At 53.4% G+C, this 18,946-nt stretch carries 17 protein-coding genes and 1 other RNA gene; 16 read left to right on the top strand and 2 right to left on the bottom strand.

Translation table 11 applies throughout. The annotated features are described in order from the left end of the window. Positions 1–746 precede the first annotated feature (746 nt). Positions 747–1,349: a recombinase family protein gene (locus AC0B60_RS08710; RefSeq protein ID WP_465085358.1), complete on the bottom strand. Its 603-nt coding sequence runs from the start codon at positions 1,347–1,349 to the stop codon at positions 747–749. A 312-nt stretch (positions 1,350–1,661) separates the two neighbouring features. On the opposite strand from AC0B60_RS08710, the gene AC0B60_RS08705 reads away from it, so the two are divergent. The 4 genes from AC0B60_RS08705 to AC0B60_RS08690 all read left to right on the top strand — a co-directional run bounded on the left by AC0B60_RS08705 (position 1,662) and on the right by AC0B60_RS08690 (position 6,564). Next, a complete protein-coding gene (locus tag AC0B60_RS08705; protein WP_465085357.1) occupies positions 1,662–2,204 on the top strand; it encodes a hypothetical protein in 543 nt (180 codons plus the stop codon). Between the two features lie 357 nt (positions 2,205–2,561). Then, the gene (locus tag AC0B60_RS08700; RefSeq protein WP_465085356.1) at positions 2,562–4,292 is read left to right on the top strand and encodes a restriction endonuclease; all 1,731 of its coding nucleotides are present in this window, start codon (positions 2,562–2,564) and stop codon (positions 4,290–4,292) included. 125 nt (positions 4,293–4,417) lie between these two features. Next, positions 4,418–5,728, top strand: coding sequence for a pentapeptide repeat-containing protein (locus AC0B60_RS08695; RefSeq protein WP_465085355.1), 1,311 nt, complete (start codon positions 4,418–4,420; stop codon positions 5,726–5,728). A gap of 239 nt (positions 5,729–5,967) precedes the next feature. Then, on the top strand, positions 5,968–6,564 hold the full coding sequence (locus AC0B60_RS08690) for a hypothetical protein (protein ID WP_465085354.1): 597 nt from the start codon (positions 5,968–5,970) through the stop codon (positions 6,562–6,564). 47 nt (positions 6,565–6,611) lie between these two features. Here AC0B60_RS08690 and AC0B60_RS08685 read toward each other — a convergent pair whose 3' ends face one another. Continuing rightward, positions 6,612–8,300 carry an ATP-dependent nuclease gene (locus AC0B60_RS08685; protein WP_465085353.1) on the bottom strand — a complete coding sequence of 563 codons (1,689 nt, stop codon included), beginning with the start codon at positions 8,298–8,300 and terminating at the stop codon, positions 6,612–6,614. A 241-nt stretch (positions 8,301–8,541) separates the two neighbouring features. Between AC0B60_RS08685 and ffs the strand changes: the two genes are divergently transcribed. From ffs to AC0B60_RS08625, 12 genes are all read left to right on the top strand, one after another. After that, positions 8,542–8,638, top strand: an RNA gene (gene ffs / locus AC0B60_RS08680) — signal recognition particle sRNA small type. A 119-nt stretch (positions 8,639–8,757) separates the two neighbouring features. Then, complete coding sequence (dnaX, locus tag AC0B60_RS08675) at positions 8,758–10,671, top strand: DNA polymerase III subunit gamma/tau (protein WP_465085606.1); 1,914 nt, start codon at positions 8,758–8,760, stop codon at positions 10,669–10,671. Between the two features lie 58 nt (positions 10,672–10,729). Beyond that, positions 10,730–11,053 (top strand): YbaB/EbfC family nucleoid-associated protein, encoded by a 324-nt coding sequence (locus tag AC0B60_RS08670; protein ID WP_465085352.1) that lies wholly within the window; start codon positions 10,730–10,732, stop codon positions 11,051–11,053. A gap of 13 nt (positions 11,054–11,066) precedes the next feature. Next, on the top strand, positions 11,067–11,669 hold the full coding sequence (gene recR / locus AC0B60_RS08665; protein WP_465085351.1) for a recombination mediator RecR: 603 nt from the start codon (positions 11,067–11,069) through the stop codon (positions 11,667–11,669). A gap of 19 nt (positions 11,670–11,688) precedes the next feature. Then, positions 11,689–12,837, top strand: coding sequence for a ribonuclease D (locus AC0B60_RS08660; RefSeq protein WP_465085350.1), 1,149 nt, complete (start codon positions 11,689–11,691; stop codon positions 12,835–12,837). Then, entirely contained in the window at positions 12,834–13,127 is a 294-nt protein-coding gene (locus AC0B60_RS08655) for a YcgL domain-containing protein (protein ID WP_465085349.1), read from the top strand. The genes AC0B60_RS08660 and AC0B60_RS08655 overlap by 4 nt, the downstream gene beginning before the upstream one ends. Further along, a complete protein-coding gene (locus AC0B60_RS08650) occupies positions 13,124–13,570 on the top strand; it encodes a YcgN family cysteine cluster protein (protein ID WP_465085348.1) in 447 nt (148 codons plus the stop codon). The genes AC0B60_RS08655 and AC0B60_RS08650 overlap by 4 nt, the downstream gene beginning before the upstream one ends. Continuing rightward, positions 13,570–13,914, top strand: a complete 345-nt coding sequence (locus AC0B60_RS08645) for a hypothetical protein (RefSeq protein ID WP_007152562.1) — start codon at positions 13,570–13,572, stop codon at positions 13,912–13,914. The genes AC0B60_RS08650 and AC0B60_RS08645 overlap by 1 nt, the downstream gene beginning before the upstream one ends. Before the next feature lie 38 nt (positions 13,915–13,952). Beyond that, on the top strand, positions 13,953–15,932 hold the full coding sequence (locus tag AC0B60_RS08640; protein ID WP_465085347.1) for a hypothetical protein: 1,980 nt from the start codon (positions 13,953–13,955) through the stop codon (positions 15,930–15,932). Positions 15,933–16,037: 105 nt separating this feature from the next. Further along, positions 16,038–16,880: an AAA family ATPase gene (locus AC0B60_RS08635; RefSeq protein WP_036205447.1), complete on the top strand. Its 843-nt coding sequence runs from the start codon at positions 16,038–16,040 to the stop codon at positions 16,878–16,880. A 22-nt stretch (positions 16,881–16,902) separates the two neighbouring features. Further along, positions 16,903–18,081, top strand: coding sequence for a vWA domain-containing protein (locus AC0B60_RS08630; protein WP_465085346.1), 1,179 nt, complete (start codon positions 16,903–16,905; stop codon positions 18,079–18,081). Positions 18,082–18,385: 304 nt separating this feature from the next. Continuing rightward, positions 18,386–18,946, top strand: coding sequence for an AraC family transcriptional regulator (locus tag AC0B60_RS08625; protein WP_465085345.1), 561 nt, complete (start codon positions 18,386–18,388; stop codon positions 18,944–18,946).

The following is an 18,946-nucleotide window of genomic DNA, read 5'->3' as shown; positions in this document are numbered from 1 at the left end:
AGCTATCACCGAAATGGAGAAAGTGATGCCGCAGCTACTCTGGATGCCTGTCTGGATCGTCTTCATGGCATGGAAGGACTGCGGGCAGTAGCTTGTGGGATAAACAACTCGTCCCGGACGTCTTTTACTGTGGCGGATTTCTGTCATAGATGAGCTCCTTAATTGGTTAGTAGGATGGTTGAAAGACAGACCCTCAAAGAAGGAGAGGGCCCTTAGGGGCAAGCAGAGGGATTGCGCCAGGGCGTGAGAGTCGCGATGCCTTACCCCGAAGGAGTAGGCCCAAAAAAATCATTACCCACTTGAAATCGGAAAGCTCGCGAGTCTCTATACTACTGTGTAGACCCGAACATTCGTGCGGAGTTGGAAATGCAAAAAATCGACGGGTTTACCCTATAGGAGTGACCCAAAATTGAGGCTGACCCGGCGGTAGGGCATTTCAGATTCTTCTGCCTATAGGATCGACCCGAAATCATTAACAATTGTCCCAACACAGCCCACCAATTGATCCGATAGTGTTTCCCTTGAAATTTCTTATCAGTGATTGCGACGGAACTATGACTAACCGCAAAGCTTGAACGTCCACAAAGCCATATTCAGTGACACTGAGAGGGGGGGGGTATGCAGTTGCGGGTTAACAAGAACTTTGGTCTGGAACTTGGACGGAGCCTGACGGGGGAGTCCATACCATTGAGAGCGGGGCCATGACAAACTCAAAGGGGCTTTGAAGCCCCCATCAAGCGGCACTATCAGCCCTTAGATGCCCGGGCGATAGTTGCCCGAGATGCGCCTGTAATCCGTTCGACCTCAGACCAGGTGTGCCCTTTATCGAGCATATTGCTGATATTCCGGCGAAGCTCGGTGTTTACCGGTCTCCCTCTGTACTTTCCTTTCGCCTTGGCTTCGGCGATGCCTTGGGCTTGCCTTCGCCTCCGATCCGAAAAATCCTTTCTCGCGATTGCCGCCAGCATATCCAGCATCATCCCATTTATGGCTTCCATCATTCGCGTGGCGAATTCGTCATTTTTATCCAGTAACTTATGCGAGGTTGGAAGGTCTAGGGCAACCACCCGAACTCCTCTGCTGGCTATCTCTAACCTGAGTTGCTCCCAATCCCTTGCATTCAGCCTGCTCAGTCGGTCTACCTGCTCAACAAGGAGTATATCTCCCGGATGACAATCAGAAAGCAGGCGAAAAAGCTCTGGTCGCTTGAGACTTGCTCCGGATTCATTCTCAACGTAGAAGGCCGCGATCTTAAGCCCTTCCTTTGCTGCGAACTCTTCTAAGTCTGCGCGGGCCCGGTTTGCATCTTGTTGGTCTGTAGAGGCTCTCAGGTAGGCACGAACAAACATCAGCGCATTCTCCTGCGGTTTATTTAGGGTGGTTTCATAATAACGGTATCGTTTGGGTTGTCAATGCCAATTACTAAACCGGTGTTGGAGACCACTTCGGGCGGTTTAGTTGATGCATACCCATGCAAGACCAAGGGCGTGATATCTGCAAACTGCTATCCTGTTTTCTCTGGTGAGACTTGAAACAGCGGTGAGGGATATTTCAGTAGGTTCCAAGCATTTCTTTAGGCGAGGGAAGCCACAAAAGTGAATGAAATAGTGGAGTTTGTATGTGGAAGTGACTGTCAAACCAATTGGTCAGCGATATCTGCTATGGCTACAACCTTTGCAGTTGTGGTCGCGCTGTGGATCCCTTTAAGTGAACGACGCATCCGACGACTAGAGAAATTTGAACGCGAGGCCAGAGCCGCAGTTTTGGTGAACCAAGCCATATCAGGGTTATTGGAAGTAATCCCACTGGCTATGGCTAAAATTGAATCAATGGATGGGGTGTTAATCGACGAGCCAGGGATGGAAATCCTGTACGGCCTTGACGAGTGCGAGATCGTCATCGAGAAAGAGGCGTTTGTCCATCAGTTGCCCGCATCGTGTTTAGCTTCCGGGGAGCTAACGGTCACGCTGGCAAAGATGTGGAGTCGACAAATCGAGACCCTTATCGGCTTCCAGCGTAGTAACGCCGGGCAGCAAGTCAGGCGGCCCAAGAATACCCCCTTCGCTTCCTCACTCGGCAGTCAGCTTTATGAGTCTACCGAACGGCTTCGAGAGCTTTGCAACGGCATCAAGCTTGACTATGAGAACGCCCAAAAACCTCTGACAGTACGTATGATGAGAAGCCTCTCAAAGCGGAGATCTTGAGCTGGAACGAAGTAGTTCGTGTCGCCCCTCGGCGGCTCGGCTCTTTCAGGCACCGAAATCGGGAAGAACTGGAGGCCTTAAAGTTTTTGCCGGTGACCCAAAGAACTCGCTTTCCTCTCTCGACTCATACTCGCTGCCCACCCCCACGGGGGGATTTTCGGCTGCGCTTTGTATATAAAGCCGCACTTAAAAATTTCCGGCGTTTTTAAATCAGACAGCGTCCATTCTTTCGATCCGGGGCATCACGACTTCCGTCAAAATAAAAGGAAATGTACCCCTCAGAGTGTTTGCTCTTCACATCTGCATTAAATCTGATTAACGTTAAGCTCAACCCGGATATGCAAGGACGACAACAACATGACTAAAGAAGACCTGATTAGCGTTCGCGGACCTGTCAAAAACTGGAACGCGCGGCAGACCTCCGTTCTGTCGTATTCAGTGTTTGTGAGTCATGGCGGGCTCAAAGAGAAAAAGGAACTAAAAAGCCGTGATCCATCCGTGCTACAGAGCAAACTGGATCAGCAGGTTCAGAAATGGGATGAAAAGTACCAGGCCCTGCTTGAAAAAAGAGCAAAGCAGCGTAACGCAGAGCAGGCGGAAACAGACACGCAGGAAGCGGCAAGAGTGCTTGAGGAGTGTGAGCGCTTGCTGCAAGCGACTCTCGATGTTGACGACGCCGTCGATTGGTCACATTTACGAACGCATCCAGAGTTTCGGCAGCCCAAAGGTTCGTTGAACAAGGTCAAATATAATGGTCAAGGTGAACCAGTAAAATTCGACCGATATCGTGACCCCTCGATACCAGAGGAGTCTGACCCTGAATTCCGCTCAGGTGTTCAGTGGTATCACAAGCTCATCCCGGGTTTGGCGGCAAAAAAGGAGGAGGAAGCTGTAGGCCGCTGGAAGAAGGCTATGAGCGCTTATGAGTCCAAGATTTCCCGAGTCAAAGAGAAGAACGACGATCTTAGGATTCGCTTCGAAGATGAGCGCACTAAATACTTCCATGCGCGCGACAAATACAATCTGGAAAACAGCCGTAAGGACAAGGTAATAGCCGAATTAGAGGAGAGCTGGCGTAAGGGAGATCCAGAAGCTATTCACGAGCATTCTGAGATGGTTCTCAACAACTCAAAGTATCCGGATTGGGTAAACGTCGATTTTGAGCTTGGCTATCGGCCTGATGAGAGCATGTTGGTTCTCAACTACGAGCTTCCTTCACCGGACTCCGTGCCTACGTTGAAAGAGGTCAGGTACGTTAAGACGAGAGATGAATTCGTTGAAAAACACATTACTGAGGCTCAGAAAAAAGCACTCTACGACAGGATTTGCTACCAAATAGCGCTCCGGACATTGCATGAAATTTGGGAAGCCGATGAGCCTGATAACATCCAAGGAATCGTATTCAATGGATTCGTTACCGCTATAGATAAGGCGACAGGGATTGAAGGTCGCTCTTGTATCCTGTCAGTCCAGGCTTGGAAAGAAGAGTTTCTCGCAATCAATCTTGAACTTGTGGATCCCAAGGAGTGCTTTCGGCGCCTTAAAGGTGTCTCTGCCTCAAGTCTTGCAGCAGTCCAGGCAGTTCCTCCGAAGATTAAGTTGGACTTTGAAGACTCTCGTTTCGTTGAGTCGAGGGAAGTGGTTGGTGGCGTTGATGAGGGAACGAACCTCGCAGCCATGCATTGGGAGGAGTTCGAGCATCTGATTAGAGAGATTTTTGCGAACGAGTTCAGTGGGCCAGGTGCTGAGGTAAAGGTAACCAAAGGCTCGCGTGACGGAGGTGTCGATGCGATTGCATTGGATCCTGACCCAATTCGTGGTGGCAAGATTGTCATTCAGGCCAAGCGATATACCAATACTGTGGGTGTGAGCGCGGTCAGAGACCTATACGGCACAGTTGTGAACGAGAACGCCAATCGCGGGATTCTTGTCACGACCTCCCACTATGGGCCTGACGCCTATCAGTTCGCAGACGGAAAGAACCTCACACTCATAGACGGCGGTGGGCTGCTAGATCTCTTGGCGAAGCACGGTCAAAAAGCCAGTATCGACATTAAAGCCGCGAGACTTCTCCTCAATGATATTTAACTGACAACCTGGATGTTCAAAACTTTGAGCTATCGGAAGGGCACTCAGGCATCCCCACATAAAACCCGAGAGTGGCAAGGTGCTGTTAAACGCTGAGCATCAGAATCACATGGAGAAGTTTGAGTATGGACTCTGCCCGGTTGGAAGAAGTGCTGAAAGCTCATGCAATTTGGCTACGAGGCTCGCCAGATGGGAGGCGGGCTGACTTCACTGACGTCGATTTACGCGAAGCCGATCTTTCTTGTCAAAATCTCTCGAATGCGATTTTCATTGGATCCAATCTCAGGGGAGCCTCACTGGCGGAATCAAATCTTACCGGCGCTTTCTTTACAAAAGCCGATCTTGCACTCGCCGATTTCTGCAAAGCGAATTTTAGCTACGCGGTGGCTCGAAACTCAATCTTAAACGGCGCAAACTTTACCGAAACAAGTGCCGAGGGCGCGGATTTCACGGGCGCGCAATTGCAAGGAACAAATTTCTTCCGCACTGACCTCCAAGGAGCGTGTCTAGAAGGAGCCAACCTACAGCAAGCGAGTCTTTTCGAATCAAACTTGGACGAATGTGTATTCAGTAGCCGATCACAAATCGGTGTTCTAGTTATGCAGCTTGGGTCATCACAGCTTGAACAGGCGATTTTCCGGGATGAATACAGCTCCAGCCAACACAGGGTAGACGAGAATTCGGAAGAGAGAATAGAGGTGAAAATCGATGGGGGAGATATCTCTCCCTATAACACTTCTCTCGTACTTGCTACGCTCAACGCCGCTTATAACAACCTGTTTTTCTTAGTTAATTACAGGGAAAAGCAAGTCAAAGGTGAAGAGCCTGAAAGTGAAGATTTCGGGATCTTTGGTTCAGAAAGAAATGAAGAGGAAGAGCAAAAGAAACAAAAAGAAAGGGAGCTTAGGAGCATCAGGGAATCGATGAGACCATTTTTCCAAGGGGTTCCTGCATCAGATAGTATCTTTATTACATGCATCCGCACTGGAAGCCAAATATTTGAATTGGCAACAGCGGCTGCTGACAACTTCCCCTTGCTCGGTCAGTTAATCGCTCTCTTTGGCGTCTCGGCGACGACCTACACATGGGTCACAAGGGAAAGGAAGAAACATCACGAGGTTGGCAAGTTAAAAGCTGAAACGAAGAAAATCCTTGCTGAGACTCGACTGCTTGAAGAGCAAGCGAACCAAAAAAATGTGTCATTCACGGCTTTATCCGCAACGGTCAACGATCCGGATTTAAAGAATTTACACGTGCATGTGGAACAGTTGAAATCAAACCCGGAAATTGAAGAAATCATTGGTGGACTTCCAATTAGGAGCGACGTAATCAAAGAGCATGCCGAGGATCTCGTTCTCGAAGCAATCAAACCGCTTCTACAAGCGAACAAGCGCCTAACCGCATACAACTATAAAATCACAATCACTCGAAAATGATTACCGGTGCCCGAAATAGTGAGTATTTACGAGCGAGAGGGGTTTCACGTCAACACGGCTGGCTGACCTCAAAGTGTTGGAAATCGGTTGTCGATAAGAGGCTCCTTGACCAATACGTTATGAAGCCATGGGAGATGAGCTGGATAAGTAGTGAACTGGTAGTTCCTTTAACGGCACCGGACAGAAACTTGATTGGTGCGCCTGAGAATGCAGACCTTTAACGAAGTGAGAGTTCAGTAATGGGGATCTCCGATTCAGTACCGGAGCGGCGCAATCTAGTGGTGCTTTCCGTTGTTATTATTCTTTACTATGCGGGGGGAGGCACTGTCGTGGGCTCTGACCTAAAGCTACCCATGGTTAATGTTGAGTTCACGAGATTATGGGTACTTGCTCTTTCAGTCTGGGTTGCTCTCTTGTGGTTTTACTTTAGGTACTGGCAAACATGGAGAGAGGAAGGGCGAGATCAAATCAAGGAGGACATCAAAAGCTTTTCCAATGCGCCTTGCGTGCACTCTTACGTTGTCGATAATGCTGAAGTATCGCCGGGTCAGAGGGAAAGATTCATTGTGAGAGGAATCGTCTTCGCTAAGCCGAAAAAAGAAATTCATTACGATAAACGTATTACACATAAAACAGAGGGACAGAATCTCAAAAAGCTCCATCGAGAAGAAAATTATAATGGCGTGAGCATTGATATCACGGGACCCACAGGACAAATCTTGGTAGCAAAACTTTATTTAAAGGCTTTATTCTTTCGGCAGGGCCTAATGTCCTACTATTCTCCATACATTCTTGGAGCAGTTGCGGCGGCCATGGGTTTATGGAGTGCCGTCTAGTGCAAGTAGTTTTCGGCACGAATACTTTCACATTCCAAGAACCTGGTTTAAAAGAAGTCAGAACAAACCTCTTCAATGAATAGTCGTGCAGCTGCCAGTTCATTATCGTTGAGGTCGTGCCTTTCAAATACAGCATTGACCCATTTGGGGCCATGTCCACCTATCGTCCTAACAAATCCTTCCAGCTCACCGACTAACAGAATGTGTAAGCCCACATTCGTGAAGCCATCTAGAACTGCTTTAAAAGCTGTGTAGGGGTCGCCCGCTGGAATGGCGCTCTCACCGTCAGATTTTATTCTCTTCCACGGCGATGCACGTTTGAGAACTTTCTGAATATTTTCCACTTCATTCCGAGAAACTGTATTTCCAGCGATACCGTCGAATATTCTATCAATTTCCACCCGAGCAATATCCGCAGAAATCTCCGCTTGGAGGTCACGGATTGATGATTGCAGCGTGTTCCAGGGCGCCTCAATTGATGACCAATCACCTCCATGAGCTTCAAATAGCTTCTTTGCTGTGTGTTTGTCTCTTACGAGGTCGATGTCACAGACCGATTTGACGGGAACATTCAATGCTCTGAGTGCATTTACGGCGACTTCCATCCGATCTTTTCCACCACAATGGGCAAACATAACGTCGGGATAGGTTGACTTTGACCTAGATGATTCTTCTAGAAGAGCGGAGAAAAAACGGCAGTCTGAGTCAGATTCGCAGACTATAACTCCTTGGTGAAATAACCCGTCTAAGATGTTTGAGTGTCGTAGGAGCGGGTCTTCCCAAAGTCTGTTTAGTTCCTCGCTATTCAAAAGAGATGTGTGGTTCACGTCTCCGCTTCGCTGAAGCCGGATTACCTTCACTTTTGCTTCGGGCTGGGCGATTGCCGATCTAAGCAACTCCCCACTGTGGGAAGATATCAAAGCTTGGCTATCTGGCAGGCTTCGACTGCAAAGGATCCCTCCAAGCATACGGACCTGAACCGGATGTAGAAAAGCCTCCGGCTCATCGATGAGAGTTATATCCTTCTCTACGATCTGAGTGTTCAAAACTATGCTTACAAAGCTTCTCATGCCATCGCCCTGCGTTTCTAAGCGCGGCAAGGAGGCGATCTGCCTTAGGTAGTTTTGGCTGAGGCGATCTTCTCCTACGCCAAGCGCAGGTCGTTGACCCACGATAAGGGGTAAATTTTTACCTGCGGATCGGTGGACAGTTATCGACGTGCCGAAAGCTTTTTCAAATAATCGGTTTACCTTTTCTTCAAGTCCGTCATCAATTTCGAGCTCATGTATGGCGTGATTGGGACCCTGTAGATCGTAGTCGACCCTCTCTACGGCGTTTGCGGCAGTAAGACGGTTTTCTGTTGAGAGTAGTTGAACAAAGACGTTTTTGAGCGATTGGGTTCCCTGATTATGAATGGCACTCGACTGTTGAAGAATACCCGATTCTTGGAGCCGTGTTGCCCCCAAAGAAAACATGAGTGGACCACCGCGACTTTGGATGGATCGATAATTTTTTTTGATTCTCTCTAATAGCTCGTCTTGAGTGCCGACAATCTCATACTTCACATGTCGTAAAACATTCCTTTGTCCTTGGTGGTTTTGGATGTACTGGTCGATTTCCTTAAGAGTGGCGCTTTTGCCAGAGTTATTTGGGCCAACGATAAATACGGTATCTCCGGGCTCTAACTTGACTTCAGTGCCATCAGAAAATGTAAGTAAAGACAGGTGCAGGCGCATTTCGAACCCTTTCATGGAAAGTAAGAAGTGTACTTTTAGTGTATTCAAGAGAACTGTCAAATTCGCTCACGGCTTCTCTGGCGTCCGCTATGCGGATCAATACGCTTCTTTTGTCGTGAGCGGGGGCTTTGGTGATACATTCAGGTGGTACAGAAGGCTGGATTTTGTGCTTTGCAGGGTTAAAATTAGTTGGTCGCGTTTCAACTGTACATCGTGGTCGCTATCTCGCTCGGGACCGCTCCATTGGTGCCTCCGCAACGATAAACCGTGAACCCGGTCAGGCCCGGAAGGGAGCAGCCGAAGCGGTGGACTTGTGTGCCGGAGTGTCGCTGATGGGGTCACCCCCAGATTCTTCATTTCCCCTCTGATTATCCCTCTCTGATTGCGTCTTGTTGGCTTCTTCTAACACCCTGACCGTGCTATGGTTGAACCCATTTTTAACGGCAGTTGGCAGAACATGAGCTACCAGGTACTTGCCCGTAAGTGGCGCCCCCGGACATTCGAAGATATGGTCGGCCAGGAGCATGTGCTCCAGGCGCTGATTCACGCCCTGGACAACCAGCGGCTGCACCACGCCTATCTGTTTACCGGCACTCGAGGCGTGGGCAAGACCACCATTGGCCGCCTGTTGGCCCGGAGCCTTAACTGCGAGACCGGCGTTACCGCCACACCGTGTGGAACCTGCTCCAGTTGCCAGGAGATTCAGGAAGGGCGGTTTGTTGATTTGATTGAAATCGACGCGGCTTCCCGCACCGGCGTGGACGATATGCGGGAGCTCACCGATAACGTCCAGTACTCGCCAACCCGTGGCCGCTTCAAGGTGTACCTCATTGACGAGGTGCATATGCTGACCAATCAGTCCTTTAACGCCTTCCTCAAGACCCTTGAAGAACCCCCGGAACACGTCAAGTTCCTGCTGGCGACAACGGATCCCCAGAAGCTGCCGGTTACCGTGTTGTCCCGTTGCCTGCAGTTCAACCTCAAGAGGATGACGCCTGAACACATTGCGGGGCATCTGCGCCACGTGCTGACCCAGGAAGGCATTCCCTTCGAAGAACCGGCCCTGTGGCTGCTGGCTCGTGCCGCGGACGGCAGTATGCGGGACGCCCTGAGCCTGACCGATCAGGCCATTGCATTCGGCAACCAGACGCTCAGTGGCAGTGACGTCAGCAACATGCTGGGCACGATTGACCAGAGCGATATTGAGAATCTGGTGAACGCGTTGGTGGAAGACGACGGGCCTGCGCTGCTGTCAGAAATCAATCGCATTTCCGATTTTGCGCCGGATTACAGCGTGATCCTGGCGGACCTGTTGTCGTTGTTCCATCGGGTGACCATGGAACAGGTGGTGCCGGGCAGTGTGGACAATGCCCTTGGGGATGCTGCGCAGGTGGAATCCCTGTCGCGTCGGTTGAGCGCGGAAGATGCGCAGCTGTTCTATCAGGCCGCGTTGATGGGCCGGAAAGACCTGGCGGTCACACCAGATGCCCGCATGGGGTTTGAGATGACACTGCTGCGAATGCTGGCCTTCCGGCCTGGTACGGACCGCCGTGAGCCTCCAGTAGTGGCCTCCGGGGCTTCATCGGCCGGGCAGGAGTCCCGGGAAGACCCAGAGCCTGGCCCTGCAGCGGCCGAGAAGGAAGCGGCGGATGTTCAGCCTGATCCTGCGCCGGAACCTGAACCAAAGCCAGAACAGCTGGCCGCGCCAGAGCCTCAGCCGGAACCCCCGCAGCCCGTGCCGGATTCCCAGCCTGCTCCCGCACCAGAAGGGTCTGATGATGCCTGGCTGGCGAGCCTGGATGAAGCGGCTGAATCGGCAGCAGCCGAGACTGCCAGCGCTGAGAACTATGACCCGGAACCAGTCGCGCCGGAACCGGAATACATCGAAGAGCCCCAGGCTGAAGCGCCGCAGGTAGACCCGGTAGAGTCGAAAGAGTCGACAGCGCCAGTCGAACCGATTGAAGAACTCCCGGATACCGGCGAATTTGCCTGGGAGCGTGATTTTCGTAGCCTGGGCATTGTTGGGATGCCGGGTAACCTTGCCAGCAACGCTGCTATGAGCCGCAACGGCGATGAAATCGTACTGACCATAGACGAAGGCCACGCCCGGTTGCTGAATGCCCGCCACGAAGAAAAGATTCTCGAGGCGTTGAGGAATCGGTTTGGCGCCACCATAACCCTGCGTGTGGAGCAGGGCGATGCGGGTGGCAAAACCCCGGCTGCCTGGGAAGAGCGCCAGCGCCAGGCACGTCAGGCGGCGGCCGAAGAGTCGATTCGCAATGATCCCGCGGTGCAGTCGATCGTTGAACGATTCGAGGCCCGGGTCGTCGAAAACAGTATCCGGCCGCCGAATCAGGCAAAGTCCGGGTAGGGCGGCGGTTGGAGCCACGTGTTGGCAACTCTCTAAGATAATTCTGTAAAAGGTGAGCATGATGAATAATATGGGCGACCTGATGAAAAAGGCCCAGCAGATGCAGGAAGAAATGAAGAAGGCCCAGGAAGAGGCCGCCAAGGCCGAGATTACCGGTGAGGCCGGTGCGGGCCTGGTCAAGGTGACCATGAATGGTCGCCATGACGTTCGTAAAGTGGATATCGATCCGTCCCTGCTGAGCGAAGACAAAGAAGTTCTGGAGGACCTTCTGGCGGCTGCTATCAACGACGCCGTGCGCCGTGTTGAGGAAAACCAGAAAGACAAAATGTCCGGCATGATGTCCGGTATGGGTATGCCTCCGGGCTTCAAAATGCCGTTCTGATTGAGGATAGCTGATGGCTTTTAGTCCGTTGGTAGACGAGCTGGTGGAGTCACTCCGCTGTCTGCCTGGCGTCGGTCAGAAAACGGCCCAGCGCATGGCCTTTCACTTGCTGGAGCGTGGCCGCTCTGGCGGCTCCCGGCTATCTGACGCGCTGGAACGTGCCATGACCGGTGTGCGCCGTTGTGAAAGTTGCCAGAACTTCGCCGATACGCCCACCTGCAATATCTGCGAGAACCCCGAGCGACGTAACGGTACGCTCTGTGTGGTGGAAAGCCCGTCCGATCTCCTTGCAATCGAGCAGGCGGGCGATTATCGCAGCAGCTATTTTGTGTTGATGGGACACCTGTCGCCTATCGACGGAGTGGGCCCGGAGGAGATCGGCATTGAGCGTCTGTTGAAGCGAATCCATGAAGAAGGGGTTACCGAGCTCATTCTCGCGACCAACCCGACCGTGGAAGGTGAGGCAACTGCGCACTACATCGCCGACAGGCTGGATGGTCGCAATATCCTGATTACCCGTCTTGCCCATGGTATCCCGGTAGGTGGCGAACTGGGTTATGTTGACGGATTCACCCTGACCCACGCCTTCCGTGGCCGTAAACCCCTGACTGAATAAACCTGACCGGGATTATTATATGGATTCCAACACCCCGGCCGCATCCGTTCCTGCGGCTCCCGACACGGTCACCTGGATTCGGGAGCCGGAAAACCTGGACCGCTGGCTTGCCGAAGGGCAGGGTGAGCCGCTCGCGCTGGATACAGAGTTCGAACGGGTCAACACTTTCTTCCCGATTCCCGGCCTGGTCCAGTTGGGGTTGGGGCAGCGGTTCTGTCTGGTGGACCCTTCGGTAGCTGAGGCTTCTGAGAGCTTTCGCAATGCGCTCACCGATCCGGGCATCCCCAAGCTGCTATACGCCATGAGCGAAGATCTGGAGCTGTTCCGTCACTGGTTGCAGCTGGAACCCGAGGGCATTCTTGACCTGCAGATCGGCGCTGCGCTGGCTGGCGCCGGCTTTTCCGTCGGTTATGCCCGGCTGGTGGAAACCCTGTTCGGTGAGTCACTGGATAAATCAGCGACGCGCTCGGATTGGGTCTCACGCCCGCTTTCTGCGGCTCAGGAACGCTACGCTTTGGACGACGTTCGCTTCCTTGTTCCCTTGTATCACTGGGTGATTAATCGGTTGCAGGAACGGGGCCTTGAAGTGGCGTTGACTAACGAATCCACTCGATTTTCAAAGGAATTGGCGGCACAGGACAACCCCGACAGCCATTACCTGAAACTGCGGGGCGGCTGGACATTGAGCCGCCAACAGCAAGGCGTGCTGAAAACCCTGGTGTGTTGGCGGGAACATGAGTCACGCACCCGGGATCGGCCCCGTAACCGGGTTGTGGCCGATTCACTGCTGATTGCCATTGCCCAGAGACTGCCACAGTCAGTACGCGAGCTGTCGGGGGTCCAGGGCTTGCCTTCAGTCGTGGTCAGGCGCTACGGGGATACGATTATCAATAAGGTTGCGGAGGCATCGACAGCGGACAATTCCGGCATTGACGTAATCGCCGCCCCCCTGAGCCGCCAGGATCAGATGTTCTACAAGCAGCTCAAGCGCCTTATGGTTAAAGCGGCGGAGGAGCGGGATGTGCCGGTGGAACTGCTGGCGCCCCGGAAACGTCTTGAAGCCGTTGTACAGCAACGAAACCTGGCTGCCGGGCTGTTTGACGAGGGCTGGCGCCGTGACATCCTGGCACCGGTGCAGGAGCAGATTGAGGAACTATTGAAATCATGACCGAAAAGACCTTTGTGTCGGTGTTTCGCAGCAGTAAGAAACCGGATACGTACATCTATGTTCGACGGGGGCAGGCCTGGGATGACCTGCCGGATAGCCTGCGGGGCATATTTGGCCAGCCAATACACGCCATGGACCTGATCATGACCCCGGACAGGAAGCTGGCCCGAACTACTGGCGAACAAGTTCTGAATGCCATTGCCGACAAGGATTTCTTTCTGCAGATGCCAGAGGAATCCAGTGGCTATGTCGTAGACTTCCGCCGTAAACCGGAGCAGAGCCCGGAATGATTGCAGAGATTCCGTTCTGGCAGCGTAAACGTCTCCACGAGATGACCGCCAAGGAATGGGAGTCCCTGTGTGACGGCTGCGGAAAATGCTGTCTGGCGAAACTGGAAGACGAAGACACCGGCGATGTCTACTACACTGAGCTGGTATGCCGGTACATGGAACAGGACAGCTGCCAGTGCAGCGTGTACTCCGAGCGCTTGCAGAAAGTGCCGGCGTGTACGGTGCTGACACCAGATACACTGAACGACTACCATTGGCTGCCCTACACCTGTGCCTACCGTACGCTGGCGGAAGGCCGTGCGCTTGCAGACTGGCACCCGCTACGGTCGGGTGACCCCGATACAGTTCATGAAGCGGGAATATCGGTGCGTAACCGTGTGATATCGGAAGCCGATGTGCCGGAAGACGATTGGGAAGAACACATAATTCACTGGATCCTTTGATGATAGACGCAGAAACAAACCTTGCTTATGGAATATTCTGGGCGCTGTACGCCGTTGCCTTTGTGGTGTTCTTTTACACCATATCCCGCCTTTTTCGGGTGATTCCGGTTTACGCCATCCGCACCCTGTTGCAGGCCGCGCTGATTGTCATCCTGTTGACACCGGTTGAGTCCGGTGAGGTTGCTGGCTGGTGGATGCCGGCCTGGCTGCACGGCGGCTACGAAACCATACTGGGTGATGCCGCCAACGCGGGCCGGGCGTTTGTAAACCTGGGCATAGCGTCCCTGGTGATGGTGTTGGTGTGGGTTCTCGACCTCGTCAGATACCGGCTGGTTAAACGCTGAGACTTCCCTTGATCAATACCTCGCATGGAGCTGCCCTGATGCGACTTCTGAGCCGCCTGTTTGTCGTCTTTCTTATCCTGCCAATGACGGCGCTTGCCCAGCAGGCGCCAACCCTTGAGTTGCCGGACAGTGCTGATGTCCGCATTATTGTTGACATCTCCGGCTCCATGAAAACCAACGATCCGAACAACCTGCGCCGCCCGGCTGTACGTCTGTTAGCGCGTATGCTGCCTGCGCAAGCCAGTGCCGGGGTTTGGACTTTTGGGCAGTACGTCAACATGCTGGTGCCCCATGGCAAAGTCACTGAGGACTGGCGGGGTCTGGCTGTCGGGCGCTCGGACGAGATCAATTCCGTCGCCTTGCGAACCAATCTGGGTGAGGCGATTCAGGTCGCCAGTGATGATTACCTGTTGGGCAAGGACAGTCTCGACAATACGGACTTCATTCTACTCACCGATGGCAAAGTGGATATCTCTGACAACGAGAGCGCCAATGATCGCGAGCGTGAGCGGATTCTGGAGACATTGCTGGACGAATTGAGCCGCCGTGGTGCCACCCTTCATACCGTCGCGTTGTCTGAGGAGGCAGATCTTGCTCTTCTGAAGAGCCTTGCGGAACGCACCGGGGGCCGCTATGCCCTGGCGTCGTCCGCTGATGCACTGACTCTGGCCTTTCTTGAGGCGCTGAATACCGCCGTACCGCAGCAACAGATTCCCATTGAGGACAATGGCTTCCAGGTGGATGGTGGCGTAGAGGAATTTACCGCGCTGATTTTTCGCGCGGGTGATGAATCCGCCGCCAATCGAACGCTAGAACTGGTCAGCCCCGGCGGCATCAAATCGGGGCCGGAGTCTGCCATCGAGGGAATGCGTTGGGTACGCGAAACGGAATACGACCTGATTACCGTCAACAACCCTGAAGCCGGTGACTGGAAGATCAATGGCGAATTGGGTGAGGGAAGCCGGGTCACGGTCGTCAGCGACCTGCGAATGGTTGTAAGCCCGGTTCCACCAACGTTCACGGAAAACGAGCCGATATCCCTTCAGGTGGCCTTCTTTGAGGAGGATCGGAAAATTGAAAATCCGGACTTCCTGGGGGTTATCGACGTCAGTGTGGCGTTAACGTCAGAAGACGGGCGTAGTGGCAACAAGGTGTTGGCACCGGATCAGCCACCGCAGGATGGCGTTTATACTGACGCCATTACACGTCTGCCCGATGCCGGGGAGTACCAGCTCAGCGTTGTTGCAGACGGCCAGACGTTCTCCAGGCGCTTCAGTACCGTCACCCGATATATCCAGCCCGAGGGCGAGCAAGCCACGGCCGATGCAGGCGTTGCTGCAGAAGAGGCTCCACAGGAAACTGCGGTGACGGAAGGTGATTTACCAGAGGCCTCACCCGCTCCCGAAATAGAGCCACCCGTGTCTGGCTCAGGGCCCATTGATATCACTCAGGTTGAGGAACCCGCCCCCAAGCCGCTTGAACAAAAGCCTGCCGATAAAGAAGAGGCGGAACCTGATACGCCGGCCACCAGCGATGAGGAAGGGGGCGGCATACCGTTCTGGTTATTGGCCGCTGCCGGCGTCTTGGGTGTGGTGGTTATTGCCGGGGTGGCATTCCTGTTGGTCAAACGCAGAAAATCAGCGCAGGACCAGGACGACGAGGAACCTCCGATGGTCGCCGAAGAGGCGCCCGAGGAAGAGCTTGCCGCCGAACCTGAATCGGAACAGGCGCCTGAAGACGCACCCGAAGAGATACCTGAACCAGAACAGGTGCCGGAACCTGAGCCCGAACCCGAACCCGAAGAAGAGGTACCGGAGCTTGAGCAGGACGAGGAGTTGCCCGAGGACGATATTCCGGTTGCTGACGCGGAAATCGAAGACGGCGAAGACGAATTCGGACTGGAGGATTTTGACCTCTCCGAGTTTGACGACCTGCCGGACACCGATGAGGAGAGCGAGCCCGCCGATGACAGTGAGTCTGAAGACGATGACGAGGGTGGGGGAAAGGATCGGCAATGAACGGTTAATCGAACAGGGCCCTTATCAGAGCGGCTTCGGTTCTCTATACTTTGAGTCTGTTTTCAAACAGACGTTTAACCGTTAATCGAACAGGACACTATCAGCATGAAGTTTACCGGTACCGAGAAATACGTAGCCACTGATGACCTGCAGATGGCAGTAAACGCAGCGATAACGCTGCAACGCCCGCTACTGATCAAGGGCGAGCCCGGCACTGGTAAAACCCTCCTGGCCGAGGAAATGGCGGCGTCCCTCGGCCTGCGCCTGATTCCCTGGCACATCAAATCCACCACCAAGGCCCAACAGGGGCTTTACGAATACGATGCGGTTTCCCGTCTGCGGGATTCCCAGCTCGGTGACGAGAAGGTCAAGGACATCAGCAACTACATCGTCAAGGGCAAGCTTTGGGAAGCCTTCGAGTCCGAGGAGCAGGTGGTGCTGCTGATCGATGAGATCGACAAGGCGGATATCGAATTCCCCAACGATCTCCTGCTGGAACTCGATCGCATGGAGTTCTTCGTGTACGAGACACAGCAGTCCGTGCGCGCCAAACATCGGCCTATCATCGTGATCACCAGTAACAACGAGAAGGAATTGCCGGACGCCTTCCTGCGCCGTTGCTTCTTCCACTACATCAGCTTCCCGGACCACGACACCATGAAGAGCATTGTGGACGTGCACTTCCCGGGCCTGCAGCAACAGGTGGTTCGCGATGCGCTGGAAGTCTTCTTCGACGTTCGCAAGGTGCCAGGGTTGAAGAAAAAGCCGTCCACTTCGGAACTGATCGATTGGCTCAAACTGCTGATGGCAGATGAACTGTCTGCCAAAATGTTGCAGGAAAAGGACACCAGTTCCGCCTTACCGCCGCTCTATGGCGCATTGGTGAAGAACGAACAGGATGTTCACCTGTTGCAGAAGCTGGCCTTCATGGCCCGTCGTCGCAGCTGAAATTCAGCAAGAGCAGCACCCTATGTTGATTGATTTCTTTCTCGAAGTCCGGCGGGCCAAGGTGCCCGCCAGCCTGCGTGAACTACTCGATTTGCTTGAAGCCCTGCAGAACAGGCTCGCCTTTGCGAACATGGAAGAGTTCTACTACCTGGCCCGAGTATGCCTGGTCAAGGACGAGCGCCATTTCGATAAATTCGACCGGGCGTTCCAGGCCTATTTCGAAGGTATAGAAAACCTCGATGATCTGATGCAGGCCTTGATCCCGGACGACTGGCTGCGCGCGGAATTCGAAAAGCAGCTGTCTGAAGAGGACAAGGCGAAAATCGATTCCCTTGGTGGTCTGGAAGAACTGATAGACACCTTCAAGAAGCGCATGGAAGAACAGAAGGAGCGTCATCAGGGCGGAAACAAATGGATTGGCACGGGCGGCACCTCACCCTTCGGTGCGAACGGCTACAACCCGGAAGGTTTTCGCATTGGCCAGAACAAGGGCCGTCATGGCCGAGCTGTAAAAGTCTGGGAAAAACGTGAGTTCAAGGATCTGGACGACAGCGTTACGCTCGGCATCCGCAACATCAAGGTAGCCATGCGCCGGCTGCGCAAGTTCGCCCGCCAGGGCGCCGCAGATCAGCTCGACATGGACGACACCATCCGTTCCACTGCCCGCAACGCCGGGTACCTCGACCTTAAGATGGTGCCCGAGCGGCACAACGCGGTGAAAGTCCTGATCTTCTTCGATGTCGGCGGCTCCATGGACCCCCACGTTCGTGTCTGTGAGGAACTCTTTTCAGCCGCCAGGCTGGAATTCAAGCACATGGAGTACTTCTATTTTCACAACTTCATCTACGAGAGCGTGTGGAAAAACAACATCCGCCGGATGAACGAAACGACGAGCACGTGGGATATCCTTCACAAGTACACGCCTGACTACAAAGTGATCTTTGTCGGGGATGCCACTATGGCGCCCTATGAGGTGTCACACCCTGGCGGTTCCATTGAGCACTGGAATGAGGAAGCGGGCGCAACGTGGTTTCAGCGACTTACCGACCACTTCCGCAAGGTGGTGTGGATCAATCCATTGCCGGAGAGTTACTGGGGCATGGGTGGGTCGCTGGGTATGACCCGCCAACTGGTGAATGACCACATGTATCCGTTGACCATTGAGGGTCTGGAATCGGCCATGAAGCAACTGAGCAAATAAAAAAAGCCGACGCGGTTGAGCGCATCGGCTAAGCTCGGCATATCAAACGGGGTGGCCCAAGGGCTGCCCCGCGCTTTTCTTGGAGCAAATCCGGGGCCAGTTCGAAATAGGCAATAAAAATCAATGCATTATCTGTATTGATGTGCGTTTTCCGGAAACGTGACATTCCTCTACGTTTTACTCCTGTCAAAAAAACCGACGGTTTCGGATTTCCAATTGGTGATCTGGATACCGTTCTTGCCTGTTACCAAGTGTTACTCTTTCCGCCGGTTTGTTACAGAACATTGCAAGAGGCAGGAAGCGTATGGTCGCCGGAGCGCAGCAAACAGTAGTGGTTGGGCGCCAAGTAAGGTTGGTGTGGCTGGTCATCGAGGCAGTGATGGTGGCGTGCCTACTCGGTTTCACGCGCGGTGCCTTTGCAGAATCACTCGATCATGAGATAGACCGCCTGAAAGCCGATGTGGCGGACCTCAGCCAGACGTTGTACGAATTGGAGGAAAACGTACTCTATCCCGTCGATACGCATGTGGCAGTTTTCCTGACACTCAGGAATCGGGATGGGTTGGATCTGGACTCGGTGGAACTGTACCTCGACGAGACGCCCGTTGCGTCACACCTTTATACCGACCGGGAACGGGACTCATTGAGGCAGGGCGGTGTCCAGCGGCTCTATATCGGAAACCTCCCTCATGGTTCCCATCAGTTGAAAGCCGTACTGACAGCTCGTTCGGCCAATGAGCGGTTCGTTCGCAGGGAAGCAACCCACCAATTCCGGAAGCGGCCCGGTGAATCTCGTATACAGATGACCCTTGATGCCGCGGCACCAGACTACGAACCGGTGGTTTCGTTTCAGGAATGGAAATAG

Source organism: Marinobacter sp. V34 (assembly GCF_055524115.1).
Note: the sequence above shows the minus strand (reverse complement) of the source record. Positions and strands in the feature narration are given on the sequence as shown.